The sequence below is a fragment of the Brevibacillus sp. NSP2.1 genome (assembly GCF_000470975.2).
GTDB classification, from domain to species: Bacteria; Bacillota; Bacilli; order Brevibacillales; family Brevibacillaceae; genus Brevibacillus; species Brevibacillus agri.
On sequence record NZ_CP048274.1, the window covers coordinates 1,722,373 to 1,740,000 of the forward strand.

The window sequence follows — 17,628 nt, forward strand, 5'->3', positions numbered from 1 at the left end:
GATAACCGTGAACAACAGCCATCACACATCCTCTTACTGGTCGGTGATCGGAAAACGATTGCGGCGCAACAAAACCGCCATGGCCGGAGCGATCATCCTGCTCATTTTTACGCTGGCCTCTTTGTTTGCGCCGGTCATTGCGCCGCACTCCGTCGAGCAGATGAACTTTGAGCAACGCCTGGCTGCGCCCAGCCTTACGCATTTGTTGGGGACGGATGATTTTGGCCGCGATATTTTTTCCCGGCTCTTGCACGGCGGGCGGATCTCGCTTTTGATGGGGCTGATTACGGTCGTGCTCTCTACGGCAATTGGCGTCACGCTCGGCATTATCGCCGGTTACTACCGCAAGCTCGACCTGTTCATCATGCAAGGGATGGACATTCTCATGTCGCTTCCCGCCCTGCTGTTGGCGATCGCGGTAATTGCCGTGCTCGGGCCGGGGTTAACCAATGCGATGATTGCCGTCGTGATTGCGGTCATTCCGTCGTACGTGCGGGTCGTGCGCTCTGCCGTCCTGTCCATCCGGGAAAAGGAGTACATCGAGGCCGTCCGCGCCCTGGGGATTCGCGACTGGCAAATTCTTTTGAAGCACATTTTGCCGAACATCCTGTCGCCGATCATCGTGCTGTCGACGATTCAGTTTGGCGTCAGCATTTTGGCCGCTGCCGCCCTGAGCTTTCTCGGGCTCGGTGCCCAACCGCCGATGCCGGAATGGGGGGCGATGGTTTTTGTCGGCAAGTCGTTTTTGAGTCAGGCCTGGTGGATGTCCATTTTCCCTGGCATGGCGATCATGCTGGTGGTCCTTGGCTTCAACTTGCTTGGCGATGGCTTGCGTGACGCCCTGGACCCGAAAACGAGGTAAGGGAGGATGGAAAATGAAAGACGCGTTGCTTGCGGTCAATGACCTGCGGGTGAAGTTCAGGACGGAAAATGGCGTGCTGCCCGCGTTGCAAGGCATTTCTTTTCAGCTCAAAAAAGGCGAGACGGTCGCCTTGGTAGGAGAGTCCGGTTGCGGCAAAAGCGTGACCTCGCTTGCGATCATGGGGTTGTTGTCCCGTTCCTCCACGCAGATGGAGGGCAGCATCCGCTTTCAAGGCAGGGAGCTTGGCAAGCTGGGGCCAAAGGAGATGCGCGAGATACGCGGCAAAGAGATCGCGATGATTTTTCAGGAGCCGATGACCTCCTTAAATCCGGTGCACACCATCGGCAAGCAACTAGAGGAGGTTTACCGCCTGCATACCGATTTGTCCAAAAAAGAACGGCGGGAACAGGCCATTGCCATGCTGAAAAAGGTCGGGGTTCCGCGCGCCGAGGAAATCATGCGCGAATATCCGCACCAGTTGTCGGGAGGGATGAAGCAGCGGGTCATGATCGCGATGGCGATGGCCTGCAACCCGCATTTGCTGATCGCCGACGAGCCGACGACGGCGCTGGACGTGACGATTCAGGCGCAAATACTGGAGCTGATGAACGATTTGAAGGAAAAGGCCAACACCTCGCTCTTGCTGATTACGCACGACCTTGGAGTCGTCGCGGAAATGGCGAATCGGGTGCTGGTCATGTACTACGGGGAGATCGTGGAGGAGGCAGATGTCGCCAGCCTGTTTACGCAGCCGTTGCACCCGTACACGGCCGGGCTGCTGCGCTGCATCCCCGACCTGGATGAGGAAGAGAAAAAACGACTGGACCCGATCGAAGGCAGCGTCCCGTTGCTCGGCGAAGTGACAGAGGGCTGTGCCTTTCGCTTTCGCTGTCCGCTGGCGATGGAACGCTGCTACCTGGAAAAGCCGCCGCTCTCCGGCCAAGGCACACAAGCCGTACGCTGCTGGCTGTACGCGAAAGAGGAGATGGCGGTATGAGCGAGATTTTGTTATCCGTAAACGATCTGAAGACGTATTTTCCCGTGAAGAAAGGACTGCTCGGCAAGAGTGGCGAAGTCATCAAGGCAGTCGATGGAGTTTCCTTTCAGCTTAAAAAAGGGGAGACGCTGGGGCTTGTCGGAGAAAGCGGCTGCGGCAAATCGACCACGGGGCGAAGCATCATGCGCCTGATCGAGCCGACAGGCGGGACGATTCACTTTGAAGGCCAAGAAATAACGGCGATGCCGGAGCGTCGTTTTCGCTCTTTTCGCAAAAAAATGCAAATTGTCTTTCAGGACCCGTACGCCTCGCTCAATCCACGGATGACGGTGCAGGGAGCTTTGGAGGAAGCGCTGAGCGTGAGAGAGCCGAAGCTGTCGTCCGCCAATCGGCGGGAGCAGGTGCAGGAGCTGTTGCAACTGGTCGGGCTGAATCCGCAGTTCGCGGCCCGGTATCCCCACGAGTTCAGCGGCGGTCAGCGACAGCGGATCGGGATTGCGCGCGCTTTGGCGGTTCAGCCAGCGCTGGTTGTGGCAGACGAGCCGGTTTCTGCCCTGGATGTCTCCATTCAGGCGCAGATTGTCAACCTGCTGCAAGATTTGCAGGAGCAACTCGGACTGAGCTACCTGTTTATTTCCCACGATCTAGGCGTCGTTCGCCATATTAGCGACAGAATCGCCGTCATGTACCTCGGGCGCATCGTGGAAATCGCGGACAAAAAAGATTTGTTTACGGGGCCGCTGCATCCATATACACAGGCGCTGATGTCTGCCGTGCCAAAAGCCAATCCTTTTCGCCGAAAGGAAAGGATCGTGCTTGGCGGCGACGTTCCCAGTCCTTCGCGGGTGCCAGCAGGCTGCTCCTTTCATACGCGCTGTCCGCACAGCACGGAGATTTGCCGCACGGTTCGTCCCGTTCCCAGCCAGATCCAGCCCCGCCATTTTGTCGCATGCCATCTATATGAAACAGAAGGGATGAAGATCATTGAAAATCGAGCGCATTGAGCTGCAGCAACTGCACATACCACTTCGCTTCCGTTTTGAAACAAGCTTTGGCTACACGGTGGTCAAGGAGCTGATTCTGGTTAGCGTCTACGGAGAAGGGGAAGTCGGCTACGCCGAGAGCGTGGCGATGCCGGACCCTTATTATAATGAAGAAACGACCGAAACTGTTTGGCACATGATGGAGCGTTTTCTCATTCCGAAGCTGTTTGCCAGTCCAATCGAGACGCCGGAGGACGTGGATCGGCTGTTTGCTCCCGTCCGCCGCAACAACATGGCGAAGGCGGCGTTGGAAGGGGCCATTTGGGATTTGTACAGCAAGCAAAAAGGGGTGTCGCTTGCCAGGGCGCTTGGGGGAAACAAATCGGTAATCGACGTTGGCATCAGCATCGGGATTGAACCGACAGTCGATCAGGTGCTGGCAAAAGTGGAGCGTCACCTCGCGGAAGGCTACAAAAAAATCAAGGTGAAGATCAAACCGGGGTTTGACGTGGAGCTGATTCGCGCAATCCGCAAGCAGTTTGGCGACGATGTGCCACTGATGGCCGACGCGAACTCCGCCTACACGATGGAGCATATCGACGTGATGAAAGAGCTGGATCAATACGGGCTGATGATGATCGAACAGCCGTTGGCCCATGACGACATCATCGACCATGCGAAGCTGCAGCGCGAGCTTTCCACGCCGATTTGCCTCGACGAGAGCATTCACAGCGTGGAGGACGCCAGAAAAGCGATCGAGCTGGGCAGTTGCGGCATCATCAATATCAAAGTCGGTCGCGTCGGCGGTTTGACTGAGTCCAAGCGGATTCACGATTTTTGCCAGGCGCATGACATTCCGGTCTGGTGCGGGGGCATGATCGAATCAGGGGTCGGCCGCGCGCACAATATCGCCATTACCAGCCTGCCAAACTTCACGATTCCGGGCGATACAGCGGCCTCCAGCCGTTATTGGGAGGAAGACATCGTGGAGGGCGGTGTCGAGCTGATCGCTCCAGGGCAGTTGGCCGTGCCGGATGGTCCGGGAATCGGCTACGCGCTGAATGCGCGGGCGATTGGCAACTACGTGCTCCGCTCGGCGAATTTCCGGCCGTAACAGCCGCGCTTCACGATTTTTCTAAAAGAAAGGGAAAAAGGGGAGAAGAACGATGGCGGTGTGGGTTGAATCGTTTGAAGAGTATGCGCAAAACCTGCTTTCCAAGGCGAAAATCACAGGGGCGGCAGTCGGACTGGCGGAACAGGGACAGCTCGAATATTTCCACGGCTTCGGGCTTGCCGACGATACGGCGGACGCGCAGGAGCTGACCGCAGATACGGTGTTCGGCATTGGCTCGGTGACCAAATCGTTTACGTGCGTGGCGATCATGCAGCTCCAGGAAGCAGGCAAGCTGAATGTCCACGACCCGGTGCGCACCTATATTCCCGAGTTGCGCACGCCGAATGAAGCTTTTACCCGCGAGATGACCATCCATCATCTGATGACCCACACCGCAGGTTTCCCTCCGTTGGATACACTCGTCGGCGCGATGAAAAACAGCATGGCGGAAGAAGCAGCCGACCGCAGCTTCAGCTCCGGCTTGCAATGGGATGTAGAAAAAGCCGAAGCTATCGAGACAAAAGAAGAGATGCTCGCTTATTTGGCAAAGCTCGACTACGAACTGCTCGGCGCGCCGGGCGAGCAGTTCAGCTACTCAAACGACAGCTACGCCTTGCTCGGGGTCATTATCGAGCGGGTGAGCGGCAGCACGTACGAGCAGTTTGTCCACGAGAACATCCTGGCGCCTGCTGGCATGACGCACAGCGCCTTTTTGATCGAGGAGCTGCCAGCCGATGCGCAGGTCGCGACGCTGTTCACCCGCAAAAGCCCGGAAGACGGCGGCGACGTGTATCGCTCGCCTTCGTGGTGGGACGCTCCGGCGATGCGCTCGGCAGGCTTTTTGAAGTCGACGATACGCGATTTGCTGCGCTATACGGAGCTGTTCCGCACAGGGGGACTGGTGGGCGACAAGCGGCTGCTTTCCGAGGCCAGTGTCAAGGCGATGACGACGCCCCACGCCCCGCTCAGCCCCTTCCAAGGCTACGGCTACGGGCTGATGATCGGCACGGATTGCCACGGAGGGACGCTCGTCGAGCACGGCGGAGCGATCAAAGGGGTCAGCGCGCAAATTTTCGCCATTCCCGAACGCAACCTGACCGGGGCGATTCTCATGAATGTCGATGGTGCCCCCGTGACCGATCTGATGCACGGCTTGTTGAATGCAAACAATGGAAAGCCTGCGGCGACCCCTCCGTTCCCGTATGCGGACTACGAGCTGCCGCCTGAGCGATTTGCGGCTTACGCCGGAGAATACCGTTCCTCGGAAGGCGCCAATGTCACCGTTGCCATCGAAGAAAACGCGCTCGTGCTGAAGGCGATGGGCGCTACAGTCCCGCTGCGTCCTGTAGGGGAAGACGGCTTCGTCTGGAAGCGGGGAGAGACAGATTCGTACATCCACTTCTACCGCGACGAGGCAGGGACGATCAGCCGGATGGGCTTCGGCTTCCGGCAGTTGCCGAAGATACTGGTAGGAACAGAGCAAAAAGTATAATGGAAGAAACGCGCACCTGCAAGCATGGCACTCGCTTGTGAGGGGCGCGTTTTTTTGAATCGGGGACGCAGCCGCGTGGGTTATGGAGCTGCCTATATGGAAGACACGGAGCTGTTGAGGGGCGTCTCGCCAGCCGCAGAGCGCCGCCAGTCCGGATGCTGCTCGATGTTGCGGAAGGTGCGGAACAAGAGCAGGCTCAGCCCGGAGCAGGTGAAAATGATGCCGCCTGCGAGCAAGAGGACGCCGGATGTGGCCGCCTTCGTAGCCAAAAGAAACGAGCAAAGGGCGTAGCTGACAGGGCCAAAGCCGATCGACATCAGCGCGAGCAGCGACATGACCCGGCCGAGCATCGTCGAAGGAACGATGGTCTGGATGTACGTAATCAGCGGAATGTTCGTCATGCTGAGCATCATTCCGATGAGAAACATGCCGATCAGGCCAAACAGCAACTGCTGCATGAAAAAGAGCGAGCTCATCCCGATGCCCATGACGCCGAGAAACAGCGGGAGCAGCATGAATTTTCCCCGGAAACCTTTGCACAGCCCGGTCAAAATTCCCCCGGCAATCGTGCCGACTCCAAGCGCGGTGCTAAGGGAGCTGTAGGCGCTTCCGTCCCAGCCCAGGTCTTTGACGTGGAGCGGAATGGCCATGTTGATCGGCCCGGAAAACATCATGTTGATGACGAGCGAGGTCGTCAAAATCATCGTCAAGATCGGGATGCTGTACGTAAAGCGGATGCCGCTCCAAATGTCCTGGAAGTAAGAGCTTTTGCCGGAAGCCGGAGCGTCCTGCTGCGGGGCAGGCGATGCGTTTTGCGCTGGAGACAGGCGCAAAGCGGACAAAAAGATCGCCCCAACGAAAAAGGCCACCGCCAAAATGAGAAACATGAGCGGGTAATCGCCCGTGCGAATCAGCACAGCGGAGACGACAGGCCCGCCGACCATGCTGATCTGCTGGGAAATTTCCATCAGGCTGTTGGCGAAAGTGAGCTGCTCGCGCGACACCAGCGAGGGCAAAATCGAACTGCGCGCCGGCCAGAAAAAAGCGTCGACCGTCCCGAACAAGGCGGCGATCCCGTAGATGAACACGTACAGCCACGTACCGGGCTCGTTTTGCAAAGCAAGGCTGAAGCCGAGCAAAATGAGACTGCGCGCGAGAATAGAGCCGAGCATGATCCATTTCCGATTCCAGCGGTCGGCGGCGACACCTCCGGCGAGCATGAACAGCAGGCGGGGAATCGACATGCAGATGAGGGCGGTTCCGAGCATCGCTTCCGACCCGGTCCGGTCGACGATAAACCACGACAGCAGCAAAAAGAACGCGCCGTCGGCCACGGCGGACAGAATCGTGCCGCTCCAGAGCGATAGAAACGAGCGATTTTTCCACAAGGCGCTAGTTGTTGTCGAGGTCGCCATTGCCATCGCTGGTCGCCTCCTTTTTCTTTTTGACGACAATTTTGTTGGTCACATGTTTGTGATCGCTAGGCAGATGTTCGTAATTTTCCGGCAAAGATTCATCGTCGGCCACGTAATAGCGTTCGTTGGTCATGAAGCCGACGGATACGAGGTAGAAGTTTTCTTCGCTGTCTTCTACTTCTCCGGCAGCGATCCGCGCGAGATGGCGTTCTTCCATTTCCCCCAGCTCGTTGATGAGGGCGTGGTATTTTTTCAGCCAGGCGTGGAGTTCCTCCCGCGGAGCTTTTACCTCGGCATTGAAGGCAACCGCCGGGGCGCGCTTGCTTTCGTCCACGAATTGCATGAACGATTCGTCAGGGGCGTTGTACAGGCGGGTAATGCTCGTGCGTAGATGGTTGACCATCGCTTCCTGCAGCAGCATGCTGTTTTCGCGAAGCGACGGGAGCAGCTCCTCGCTCACTTTGAAGTCGTAGGCGACCGCGCGGAAAAATTTTTGCACAATCCCGTTTTTTTCTTCTGTGCGGACGACTTTGATAAAGCCGTGGTTCTCCAACTCCTTGAGATGGTAATGGACTTTGGAGGCAGAGAGGGAGAGCAGGGTAGCGAGCTGCTTTCCCGTGTACGCTTCCTTGACGAGCAACATGATGATGTCCATTCGCAACGAGTCGCTAATCGCCTTCAGTTGATCCAATGTTTCGATGACCAGAAACCGTTTCATATCGTGTCAGCTCCATTTCGGGAAAAGTGAACGTGTTGTTATTTTGAAACGTTCAATTTTATTTGAACGTATGATAGCTTACAACGGAGGGCGCTGACAAGAACAATTTGCCGATATTTTCAGGCAAGTGCTACAATGTGAGAAAGTTGACTGGGTAAGCTTTTGAAAGTCTCGACTTACCTTAACGGGGAAAGGATGCGCGATCATGACCTTGCTTCAACACCCGGTCTTTCGCCGTCTGTATGCGGCTCATATTGTTCATATCATCGGGAACGAGTTTACCTTTATTGCCGTCGTCGGCCTGCTTGACATTCCGCTCGGGCTTGGAGGCGTGCTGGCGGGTTTGGCAGCGGGCAGGCTGGCGGAGCGCCTGAGCGAACGGGGAATTGCACGGTTCCAGGGATGGGCGCTGATTGCCATGGGGCTGTCGATTGTAGCGGTATTTCATATCAAGCCGCTGCTCGGTCTTGCGGTAGCGATTCTGTTTTGTTCCTTCGCGTCGTTTGGTTCTTCGATTTTGTCCGTAACCAAGCTGCAAAAACTGGCGGACCCGGCCTATTTGGCGCGAGTCTTTTCGATCCGGGAGATGGCGACGATGGGGAGCTTTTCCGCAAGCTGTCTCGTGCTCGGCTTTGCCGCAGAGCAAGCGGGCAGCGCGTCTGTCTCGGTCTGGCTCGGCATGTTCGGCGTAGCAGCAGGCGGTGTCTGGCTGTGGAGCCGCAGGCAGTTGCAGAAGCTGGGACAGGAAGAATAGTCGTCTCGTAAAATGCCCGTACCTTTGCTGCGATGGCAAAGGTCTTTTTGTGTTACTTCCGTTCACTTTTTTATTTAATAAATATAATTGTTGAAAAAGTATAAAATCGTCTGTACAATGATGGAAAAAGACGAAAAAAGGAAGATGCAGGGATGAAAGAGCTATGGAGGCAGCATGCGTTTCGCTGGTATTGGCTCGGCATGTTCTTGTCGGGATTGGGCGATCAGTTTGGCTGGATGGGACTTACCTGGTTTGTCATGAAAAAAACGGGCTCGCCCGCCGCGATGGGGGGCGTCGTGCTCGCGTACATGTTGCCTGCTGTGTTTGCGGGACTGGTGGCGGGAGTGCTCTTGGACCGGTTCGATCGCCGAAAGCTGATTATGGTGGACAATGTAGCGCGCGGCCTGATTTTTATCGCGCTGGTAGCTTTGCTTCTGGTCGACCATGTTCCGCTTTTTGTGATTTACGTGTTGATTGTCATTGCGGGTACGCTCTCTCCGCTCAGTACGGCAGGCGCCCAGACGCTTTTGCCGAGGCTTTTGGCCGACAAAAGACATCTGGTCAAGGCGAACGGCGTCATGGAAAGCCAGTGGCAGATCATTTACATGTTCGGTCCGGCGCTGGCCGGGGTATTGATCGGGCTGATTGGCGAAGCGTACGTGCTGTTGATTGATGCGGCCAGCTTCTTTGTCTGCGCACTCTGTTTTTCCCGCTTGCCAAAAGAAATGACGAAAAGCGCCAATCCGGAATCGGCGGCGCAACGCGCGCAGATCGGCTTGTTTTTGCGCTCGCTTTTCGCGGACATGAAGACGGGATACCGCTATTTGTTCGGGAAAAAGCAAATGGTGGCGCTCGTGCTGTTCACCTTTTTGTTCAATATGTCTTACGGGCCGATTGAGGTCGCGCTGCCGCTGTATGCCAACCAGAATTTGGCGGGCGGCTCGGTGGCGCTGGGGATGCTCTGGTCGTCGCTTGCGATCGGGGCGCTGCTCGGGTCTTTGTTTTTCTCGACGATTTCCTGGCGGATACCGTTGGGCGTGACGTTGGCGGGCATTATCGTTTTGTGGGGAATTACAACCATGCCGCTCGCGTTCTTTTCGCGGCTGGAGGTGGCGATGATCGCGATGGCTTTGGCGGGCTTCAGCTATTCGCCGTATAACATCATGTACCGAAGCTACCTGCAAAGACAAGTACCGGATGCTTTGCTGGGCAGGGTTATGACGAGCATCCGGACGATTACAGGCACAGGCATGCCGGCTGGCGCGGCAGTCTCGGGGGTGCTGATCCCTACACTTGGCGTGCAGGGACTGTTCGGAGCCGGGGCCGCTGTCTGTATCGCCTGCGGGCTTTTGGCCTTCGGAGTATTGAGGGACCTGGAGAGTCCGTCACTTGCGGTTGAGGAGCGGGGCGACTAGCTGTTTGATGCGCTGCGGCAAAAGCGCATAGAGCACCGACAGCATTTTCAGGCGATAGGGCATTGCCACTTCGGAGCGGTTGGCTTGTACGGCTTTGTAAATGTGGCGGGCCGTTTCGTCTGCGGAGAGCAAATAACGGGCGACCTTGCTGCGATACGCCCCGGTCCTGTCTGCCTTTTCCAAAAAAGGAGTGTCGATCGGCCCGGGCATGGCGCAGGTGACGCGAACGCCGCTTCCGGCAAGCTCGTGCTGCAAGCCTTCGCTGAAGCGGATCACCGCCGCTTTGCTCGCGGCGTAGACGGATGCCTTGGCGGTCGCGACTTGTCCGGCGAGCGAGGCGACGTTCACGATGTGTCCCGAGCCACAGTCGAGCATCAGCGGCAAAAAGGCGCGCGTGGTGTACATCACGCCGGCAATGTTTGTGCGCAACGTTTCCTCCAGCTCGTCAATGTCCATGCCGATGAGTGGCTCGAACACGGCAATGCCCGCATTGTTGTACAGGATGTCGCACCTGCCGAAGCGGACGTGCACCCAGGCGGCAAAGCGGCGGACGTCCTCGTTGTTTCCGACATTGACAGTATAGGAAAAAAAGCGGTTGGAATCAGGGACCGGAGTGGTCAGGGACTCGTGGTTGACGGGCTTGCGCGTTGCGGCGATGACGAGGTCGCCTTTTTCCAGATGCAGTCGCGTCAATGCCTGCCCGAGACCGCCGGAAGCCCCGGTAATGACGACCACACGGGGAGAGCTCATGGGACCATCCTCTTTTCTGTAGCTGTTATGTTTCACAAGTATAACCTCTAGACGAATGGTGAAGGATAGCGTCTAGGAGGTGAAAGCATATGCCAGAAGTAAGATGCAGCGTAGCAAACTGTGAGTACTGGGCGCAAGGCAATCTTTGCAGCGCCGACGAAATCATGGTGGAAATCGACGCACATGCCAACGCAAACACGAAGGAAGAGTTTGCTGGCGAGTACGGGCAAAACACAGGCCATAAGGATCATGCGACGAAGTCGTCCGAGACCTGTTGTCTGACGTTCAAGCCGAAAAAGTCTGAGAAGAAGTAAAGGAAAGCCTTCGAATGAGGCTAACCGACCCGAAGCGTGACTGCGCGCGGACATTTGCCGCAGACACTTGCAGAGCTTCTTCGTGCGTCTTGGCGCTCAAAAAGACGTATCCCGCCATGGAGATACGTCTTTTTGCGTGGGCGCAATCAGGGCAGAGGTTACACGCGGGCTTGTCCAAACGCAAGCTCTTTGACCTTCCTGTCGACTTCTTCCCAGGAGGTCACGCGGTGCACCAGCTCGGGGAGCCGGGCTTGATTGTACGGCGTATCGAATAAAAAGACGGGAATCTGCAAAGCTTCGGACAACTGCAAGGCATTTTCCAGCCGATCCTCCAAAAACAGGTCCACGCCCCATCTTTGTGCGGCCGCCAGCTTGTCGTGGGAGCCGATCAAATCGACTTCATGGTAAGGGATTTGGTAACGGGCAAACCAGTTCAGCGTCACGTCGTGATGACGCGCTTCCCTGGCGCTGATGTAGATCAGCTTGTGCGCAGGATACCACTTGCGCAACACCTGATCGGCAATCCCGTGCACAGGTGCCTCGTCGTACAGTCGCTCGCCGTTCTGGTCGAGCCACTCTTCAAATTCCGCGTCTGTAATCTGATATACGTTGGCCAAATTGTACTCGTAACAGTCTTCATATCGTAAATCTCTTCCAAAGCTCTCGTTCATCAATGGCACAATGCTGCTGGGTGACGTCACCGTACCGTCAATATCAATGCCAATGGTTAGGATTTTCTCTGGTTTCATCCTCTCGCCTCCAGTTTAAATTGTACACCGCGGGCAGACAATAAGGCTACTTCCTTCACTAACAAATCCTTTACCAAAAAAGGGGCTGAGCATGGTATGTTGGATCGACGTGAACGCATGAATGCGAAGCGGAAGGAAGATACCGGCTTTTCCGAGACAGTAGATCAGCACGACAGGGAGTTTGCGGTGGAGACCTGGACCCAGGCTGCCTTCGACGAACACGAAGGACGCTCCAGGCGAAGGATTCACTACGACCCACACTCTTTGACAGAGCGCTATTCAGGCGAGCTGGACGACCGAGTGGACAACGACAGGGTGGAAAACGATTTTTCGGAGCGCCTGGATGGAGTCGTTCTGACACGGGAGGACCGCGCGCCGGTCGCTTCTGTACGAGACGACGATATCGAGGCCGCAGCGGAAATCGCCGAACCGATCCCTGCGCGCCGTTCTGTGCGTGAGGTCAACGATGACGAGGACAGTCGGGAAAGCGGAGCCAGCGGGATCGGCATGACAGGACTGGGGCTATCGATCCTGTCCCTGTTCCTCATGCCGTACCTCGTGGCCCCAATCGGGATGGTGCTTGGCTATTTGGCGTATCGCCGGGACTCGCGAACGCTGGGAGCTTGGGCGATGATCGTGGGGGCGATCTCCATTTTGGGAGCGCTCGTCATTTACCCGTACTACACGGCCCGCTAAGCCGCATCAGACCGCAAAAAACCTCTCTGGGCACAAAACGGCCCGGGGAGGTTTTTGCATTTGCTCGCTCAGTTCGTGTACAGACGGGACAAAAACGGAGTTGTCGCCGCAATGACTGCCTCACAGAAAACGTCCGCCCGGTTGACGCGGCCGCCAGTCAAAAGGGCATACGCCCCGCCGCGGTGATTGCTCCCGGTAGTCTGGCCCCATTCGTCGATGATGACATTCAGTTCAATTCCTTCTGCCAAAATGCGTTCGGCTGCCTGCTTAGGGATCGGAAAAGCCAGTCCTTTTCCCAAATACAGCTCGCTTCCGTTCCAGGCCGCGCAGACAGAAATCAAATACCATTGCTGGGTAAATTCCTGATCGTACATCAGGCCGCCCTCCAGCCCAAGCCCGATGTGCGCCTCGCAAGCGGAGGCCAAGGCCGCTTTTGCCCGGTTGATGGCTCCGGCAATCGTCTCTTTCTCGCTCATCGGCTGGGCAGACACACCGGAAGGGACGGACAGGCAGATCGGGTCTGCTCCCGTCGCCTTTTGTACCGCCAGACGCTTTGCTTCGTTTTGAGTGCCCAGCGCATAGCGTAATGGTGCGTTCTTCATCTGGATCGTTGTCACCTCTTCTGTCGGGATTGCTCAATCGCTACTGGTAAGTATACCACTTCCCCAAATATGGAGGTGTTGTGTTAAGATAAGTCCATATAGAGAGCGAGTCAGAAATTACAGAGAAAACGGGGAGTGGCAGATGAAATTTACCAAATTGCATGGCTTGGGCAACGACTATGTGTACGTCAACTGTTTTGAAGAAACGTTGGCGGGGGTGGATCTTCCCGAACTGGCAAGACGGGTCAGCGACCGCAACTTCGGCATCGGCGGGGATGGGCTGATTCTGATTCTGCCGTCGGAGCGGGCTGATTTTCGCATGCGTGTCTTCAACAACGACGGAAGCGAGGCGAAAAACTGTGGTAACGGCTTGCGCTGCGTGAGCAAGTACGTCTACGACCACGGCTTGACGCAGCAGAAGACGTTTACCGTCGAGACGCTCGGCGGGATCATGAAGCCGGTTGTCTCGCTTGGTGAAGACGGAAAAGTCGAGCAGGTGACGATCGACATGGGCGAACCGCGCTTTGAGCGGGCGGCGATTCCGATGACAGGCATCCCGGAGGAGCAGGCGCGCGAGGAAGTGCTGGAAGTGGACGGCACCGTGTTTACGATGACGGCTGTTTCCATGGGCAACCCGCACGCGATCATTTTCGTCGACGAAGTCCGGGACGAGGACGTGCGCAAATACGGGCCGCAGATCGAGTTTCACGAATGGTTCCCGGAGCGCACTAACGTCGAATTTATCCAAATATTGAATCGGGAAGAAATTTTGTTCCGCGTCTGGGAGCGTGGATCGGGTGTGACGCTCGCATGCGGCACGGGCGCTTGTGCAGCGGCAGTCGCGGCAACGCTCGCGGGCAAAGTCGACAGAAAGGTCACGGTGCATCTGGCCGGAGGCGACCTTTTTATCGATTGGCGGGAAGAAGACAACCGCGTCTACATGACCGGGCCCGCTACCGAAGTGTTCGAAGGAAAGTATGTAGGGCCGATCCCGTATAAATAAACGTCTGTCCCTTGGGCAAAAGTTTGCGATGAGACAAATTTTATTGCTTTATCTGAAGCTGTACGATGCCAAACGCAGGGAAAGCAAGCGGGCGCGACTGCTGTTTCTAACCTTTTGACTTTGGCACGTAAAAAAGCCGTTCCGGTCGTTTCAGCCGGAACGGCTTTTCTGATGGCAGTTGCTATTTTCCTGCCGCAATGCGGATGGCGGCCTGATGGTCTGGGTCGATCAGGTTGTCTTTGTGGCGCAAGCTGCCAGGGAAGTGAATATCGAAATGCCCGTCAAAATCGTTGTCGGCAATGTACTCGATGCTGTGCGGCATGGACGACATCGAAGCGGCGAGGCGTCTGCCATCTACTTCGACGATGACGGGACGGATGCTCCAGGAAAAGCTTCCTCGCCAAATGCTTTTGATCGCAGCGCTGTCAGCAGCGGTCAGCGGCTCCGTATCCGAGTGGGAAGCGCCGATTGTCCGTTTGACCATGAAGCTTTTTCCGGTGGCAAAATCGGTCACTTTTGCGGTCGCGTTGATCGGGAACAAGTACTGGGCTGCTTCGAACCAGTCGAGATACTCACCGTATTTGGCGCCAGCCGTCGCTGTTTTCGGGATGTGGTGCACCGGAATGGTGACGACCTGGCCGATTTGCAAATAGTCCGACTCAGACAGTTTGTTTACTTGCAAAAACTCGGTAAAAGGGATGCCGTGGGCAATGGAGATCGTCCAGGGCGTATCTCCCTTGACGACCTGATAGCGAGTATTCTCGACCCAAGGCTTGTCCTGCTCAGCCTTTGGCTTTGGCTGGGGCGTTTCCGCTGCCGGCTCCTGCGTCGGGATCAGCAGCTTTTGCCCGATGAGAATTTCGGTTGTTTGGAGGTTGTTTGTATTCACAATTGTTTGAATGCTTACGCCGTGATTGGCAGCGATCTTCCACAGGACGTCGCCGCGTTTCACCGTATAGACGGTAGAGCGGGGAGGTATGTACAACTTTTGTCCAACCAGAATCATGTCTGACGTCAATTGATTCGCCAGCTTGAGCTGCTCGACGGTAATCTGGTTTTTGTAGGCAATATTGCCGAGCGTATCTCCGGGCGCAACCTGAATCGTTTGGGCAAAGGCCGATGTGACAGGGAGCAAGCCAGCAACCAGTGCAGTCTGCAGGGCGAGACGTTTCCAGCGTGTTGTTTTGAACATGAAAGCCTCCTCGATGCCGTAGCGTGATGTGTGAAGTTGTTCATCTTGATTGTACGCAGCCGGCAGGTCCGCTTTCATCCGGTAAATCTATCCTCCATTGGTCGGCACTTCCACCAGACGCGAAAATTGCATCCTTTTGCCTCGAACGCAAAGCCGCAACAGTGCTTTTGGACATAAAAATAGCGCGGTTGCGGCAACAAAGTCGTGCCAGCACCCACGCTATTGAAAACAAATTAAGCGAAAAGTCACCCGTTGTACACCTCATTTAGGTATGCGACGTCATTGCGGTCGAATTGAGGAGTTGTCTTGTTGATTTTGGCCAGTTCCGCCTGCAATCTTTTCAATTCTGCTTCCATCTTACTGATTTTTTCCTGCATAGCCTGTGTTGTCATCGCTGCTCTCTCCTTGTTCCTTGTGGTTTTCTTTTTTTCTAAATTTATTGACAATTCTAACGAAAGCCTGTGGTATTGTAAATAGCTTAATTTTGGATGTAAGCGCTTTAGTTGTGAAAAGTGTGTGAACGCTCGCTCGGATTCGCGCGAGATGGCTGTTTGCAAGGCAAAATGGGGGAAAATAACAGGAGAAGTACACTCGACAGTATGTTCTTCGGGGACAGTCGTGTTATGATGAAGGGTAGACTTAGGGCAGCTCGCCCTCAGGGAAGGTGTGGACTGGTGATTTACTTAGACAACAGTGCGACAACCCGGCCTCATCCAGAGGTGATTGAGACCGTGAGACGGGCCATGGAGAGCTATTACGGAAATCCGTCCTCGTTGCATCAAAAAGGGGTAGAGGCGGAAAACGTGCTCAAGCAGGCACGAAAGGTTGCCGCGCAGTACCTCGGCTGCAAAGAGGGAGAGGTCTTTTTTACCTCCGGAGGCACGGAAAGCAACAATACGGCAATCAAAGGCATTGCCTTTCAATATCAGAACAGAGGGAAGCATATCATTACGACCCAGGTGGAGCATCCGGCTGTCTATGATGTATGCAAACAGCTCGAAAGCTTCGGGTTCACCGTGACCTACCTGCCTGTGGACCGGGAAGGGCGCGTGTCGCTGGAAGACGTGAAGCGTGCCCTCCGGCCTGATACGATTCTCGTTTCCGTCATGCACGTCAACAACGAGCTGGGGACGATTCAGCCTGTTGCGGAAATCGGACAGTGGCTGAAGCAGTTTCCGAAGGTGCTGTTTCACGTCGATGCGGTGCAAGGGATCGGCAAAGTGCCGCTGCGGCTGCAAGATTCCGGGATTGATCTGTTGAGCGTCTCGGCGCACAAGTTTTACGGTCCGCGGGGAGTAGGCATTTTGTACAAGCGCGAAGGACTGATTATACATCCGCTGATAATGGGCGGCGGTCAGGAGGGCGGGATTCGCTCGGGAACGGAAAATCTTCCGGCGATTGCTGGCCTGGCCAAAGCGATTCGGATATTGGAAGAGCTCGGCCATGGCGAGGTCAACAGGCTGCAAGGCTTGCACCAGCAGCTTCGTGAAGGCATCCAGCGAATCGAGGGCTGCATCGTCAATACGCCGGAAGCGGGCGCAGCGCCGCATATCATGAACCTGTCTGTGCCAGGCGTGAAGGCGGAAGTGCTGCTGCACGCGTTGGAAGAGCGAGGCTTCCTCGTCTCCACCAAGTCGGCTTGCTCCTCCAAGGCGAACGAGCCGAGCCGGGTACTTACGGCAGCAGGGATTGATCGCGATTGTGCGCTGTCCTCGCTGCGCATCAGCCTGGGCCGGGAAAATACGAGCGAGGAAATCGCCCAGTTTTTGACGGCGCTGCAAACGTGTGTAGGTAGCTTGCGCTCGCTGCTCAAGCCGCAAGCTGCGCCAGATCGCAGAAAATAGTGGAAAACGAAACGACCAAAGGAGATAACTATGAACTACGATGTCATTTTGATTCGATATGGCGAGCTTGCCCTCAAAGGCAAAAATCGCGATCAGTTTGAAGATGCGCTGGTCAGAAGCGTGAAAAGCGTGCTGCGCTCCTTTTTCAAGGTGAAAGTGAGACGCAACTACGGACGGATGTACGTCGAGCTGCACGGCGAAGATGCCTACGCCGTCATGGAGCGCCTGAAGCGCGTTTTTGGCATTTCCTCGTTCAGTCCGACCATTCAGGTGGACCCGGATATCGAGACGATCAAGGAAAAAGCGCTGGAGCTGATCCGTCAGTTGAAGCCTGAGCCACGCACGTTTCGCGTCGTTACGCGCCGCGCCGACAAACGCTATCCGATTCCTTCGATGGAAGTCAACCGCATCGTCGGCACGCACATTTTGCGCGCGCTTCCTGCGATCAAGGTCGACGTGCACGAGCCGGAGACGATCGTCAATCTGGAAATTCGCGCGGAAGGCACGTACATTAGCTGTGAAACGATTCCCGGCCCAGGCGGCTTGCCTGTAGGCGTGAGCGGAAAAGTGCTGTTGCTTTTGTCAGGCGGTATCGACAGCCCTGTCGCTGGCTGGATGATGCTCAAGCGGGGGGTTACGCTCGAAGCGATCCATTTCCATAGCTATCCGTTCACCAGTGAGCGCGCCTTGCAAAAAGTGCGGGACCTCGCGCAAAAGCTGACCAAATG

19 protein-coding genes (1 of these 19 only partly in view) are annotated in these 17,628 nt (G+C 56.0%); 12 read left to right on the plus strand and 7 right to left on the minus strand.

Going from position 1 to position 17,628, the window contains the following annotated elements; all coding sequences use genetic code 11:
• Positions 1-7: 7 nt before the first annotated feature.
• From M655_RS08420 to M655_RS08440, 5 genes are read left to right on the plus strand one after another with little or no spacing between them, the layout of a single operon-like run.
• Positions 8-862, plus strand: coding sequence for an ABC transporter permease (locus M655_RS08420; RefSeq protein WP_005833611.1), 855 nt, complete (start codon positions 8-10; stop codon positions 860-862).
• Between the two features lie 13 nt (positions 863-875).
• Positions 876-1,859 carry an ABC transporter ATP-binding protein gene (locus tag M655_RS08425; RefSeq protein WP_026557890.1) on the plus strand — a complete coding sequence of 328 codons (984 nt, stop codon included), beginning with the start codon at positions 876-878 and terminating at the stop codon, positions 1,857-1,859.
• Positions 1,856-2,863 carry an ABC transporter ATP-binding protein gene (locus M655_RS08430; RefSeq protein WP_005833607.1) on the plus strand — a complete coding sequence of 336 codons (1,008 nt, stop codon included), beginning with the start codon at positions 1,856-1,858 and terminating at the stop codon, positions 2,861-2,863. The genes M655_RS08425 and M655_RS08430 overlap by 4 nt, the downstream gene beginning before the upstream one ends.
• Complete coding sequence (gene menC / locus M655_RS08435; RefSeq protein WP_026557891.1) at positions 2,844-3,956, plus strand: o-succinylbenzoate synthase; 1,113 nt, start codon at positions 2,844-2,846, stop codon at positions 3,954-3,956. Before M655_RS08430 ends, menC begins: the two co-directional genes overlap by 20 nt.
• Positions 3,957-4,008: 52 nt before the next feature.
• A complete protein-coding gene (locus M655_RS08440; protein ID WP_007783256.1) occupies positions 4,009-5,448 on the plus strand; it encodes a serine hydrolase in 1,440 nt (479 codons plus the stop codon).
• Positions 5,449-5,540: 92 nt separating this feature from the next.
• On the opposite strand, the gene M655_RS08445 is transcribed toward M655_RS08440, so the two are convergent.
• Both M655_RS08445 and M655_RS08450 read right to left on the minus strand, forming a co-directional pair.
• Positions 5,541-6,869 (minus strand): MFS transporter, encoded by a 1,329-nt coding sequence (locus M655_RS08445; RefSeq protein WP_026557892.1) that lies wholly within the window; start codon positions 6,867-6,869, stop codon positions 5,541-5,543.
• Entirely contained in the window at positions 6,841-7,581 is a 741-nt protein-coding gene (locus tag M655_RS08450; protein ID WP_005833602.1) for an ArsR/SmtB family transcription factor, read from the minus strand. The genes M655_RS08445 and M655_RS08450 overlap by 29 nt, the downstream gene beginning before the upstream one ends.
• A gap of 205 nt (positions 7,582-7,786) precedes the next feature.
• Between M655_RS08450 and M655_RS08455 the strand changes: the two genes are divergently transcribed.
• Together M655_RS08455 and M655_RS08460 are read left to right on the plus strand one after the other, a co-directional pair.
• Positions 7,787-8,335, plus strand: coding sequence for an MFS transporter (locus M655_RS08455; RefSeq protein ID WP_005833600.1), 549 nt, complete (start codon positions 7,787-7,789; stop codon positions 8,333-8,335).
• A gap of 152 nt (positions 8,336-8,487) precedes the next feature.
• Positions 8,488-9,750 (plus strand): MFS transporter, encoded by a 1,263-nt coding sequence (locus tag M655_RS08460; protein WP_026557893.1) that lies wholly within the window; start codon positions 8,488-8,490, stop codon positions 9,748-9,750.
• On the opposite strand, the gene M655_RS08465 is transcribed toward M655_RS08460, so the two are convergent.
• Positions 9,721-10,500 (minus strand): SDR family NAD(P)-dependent oxidoreductase, encoded by a 780-nt coding sequence (locus tag M655_RS08465; protein WP_007783267.1) that lies wholly within the window; start codon positions 10,498-10,500, stop codon positions 9,721-9,723. The genes M655_RS08460 and M655_RS08465 overlap by 30 nt on opposite strands.
• Positions 10,501-10,589: 89 nt before the next feature.
• On the opposite strand from M655_RS08465, the gene M655_RS08470 reads away from it, so the two are divergent.
• A complete protein-coding gene (locus M655_RS08470) occupies positions 10,590-10,814 on the plus strand; it encodes a DUF1540 domain-containing protein (protein WP_005833595.1) in 225 nt (74 codons plus the stop codon).
• A gap of 158 nt (positions 10,815-10,972) precedes the next feature.
• Here the strand turns inward: M655_RS08470 and M655_RS08475 are convergent, their stop codons facing one another.
• Positions 10,973-11,563, minus strand: coding sequence for a hypothetical protein (locus M655_RS08475; protein ID WP_005833594.1), 591 nt, complete (start codon positions 11,561-11,563; stop codon positions 10,973-10,975).
• Positions 11,564-11,659: 96 nt separating this feature from the next.
• Between M655_RS08475 and M655_RS08480 the strand changes: the two genes are divergently transcribed.
• Positions 11,660-12,259, plus strand: a complete 600-nt coding sequence (locus M655_RS08480; protein WP_005833592.1) for a DUF1700 domain-containing protein — start codon at positions 11,660-11,662, stop codon at positions 12,257-12,259.
• 68 nt (positions 12,260-12,327) lie between these two features.
• On the opposite strand, the gene M655_RS08485 is transcribed toward M655_RS08480, so the two are convergent.
• Positions 12,328-12,861, minus strand: a complete 534-nt coding sequence (locus tag M655_RS08485) for a DUF84 family protein (protein WP_005833591.1) — start codon at positions 12,859-12,861, stop codon at positions 12,328-12,330.
• Between the two features lie 142 nt (positions 12,862-13,003).
• Here M655_RS08485 and dapF point away from each other — a divergent pair, with 142 nt between their 5' ends.
• Positions 13,004-13,864 (plus strand): diaminopimelate epimerase, encoded by an 861-nt coding sequence (gene dapF, locus M655_RS08490; RefSeq protein WP_005833589.1) that lies wholly within the window; start codon positions 13,004-13,006, stop codon positions 13,862-13,864.
• Positions 13,865-14,045: 181 nt separating this feature from the next.
• Here the strand turns inward: dapF and M655_RS08495 are convergent, their stop codons facing one another.
• Positions 14,046-15,056, minus strand: a complete 1,011-nt coding sequence (locus M655_RS08495) for a LysM peptidoglycan-binding domain-containing protein (protein ID WP_026557894.1) — start codon at positions 15,054-15,056, stop codon at positions 14,046-14,048.
• Between the two features lie 245 nt (positions 15,057-15,301).
• Positions 15,302-15,448 (minus strand): hypothetical protein, encoded by a 147-nt coding sequence (locus M655_RS08500; protein ID WP_005833584.1) that lies wholly within the window; start codon positions 15,446-15,448, stop codon positions 15,302-15,304.
• Between the two features lie 282 nt (positions 15,449-15,730).
• On the opposite strand from M655_RS08500, the gene M655_RS08505 reads away from it, so the two are divergent.
• Both M655_RS08505 and thiI read left to right on the plus strand, forming a co-directional pair.
• A complete protein-coding gene (locus M655_RS08505; RefSeq protein WP_025843945.1) occupies positions 15,731-16,900 on the plus strand; it encodes a cysteine desulfurase family protein in 1,170 nt (389 codons plus the stop codon).
• Positions 16,901-16,930: 30 nt separating this feature from the next.
• Positions 16,931-17,628 carry the 5' portion of a tRNA uracil 4-sulfurtransferase ThiI gene (gene thiI / locus M655_RS08510; protein ID WP_005833580.1) on the plus strand. 502 nt of this gene lie beyond the right edge of the window, so only the first 698 of its 1,200 coding nucleotides appear in the window; the start codon lies at positions 16,931-16,933; its stop codon lies off the right edge, out of view.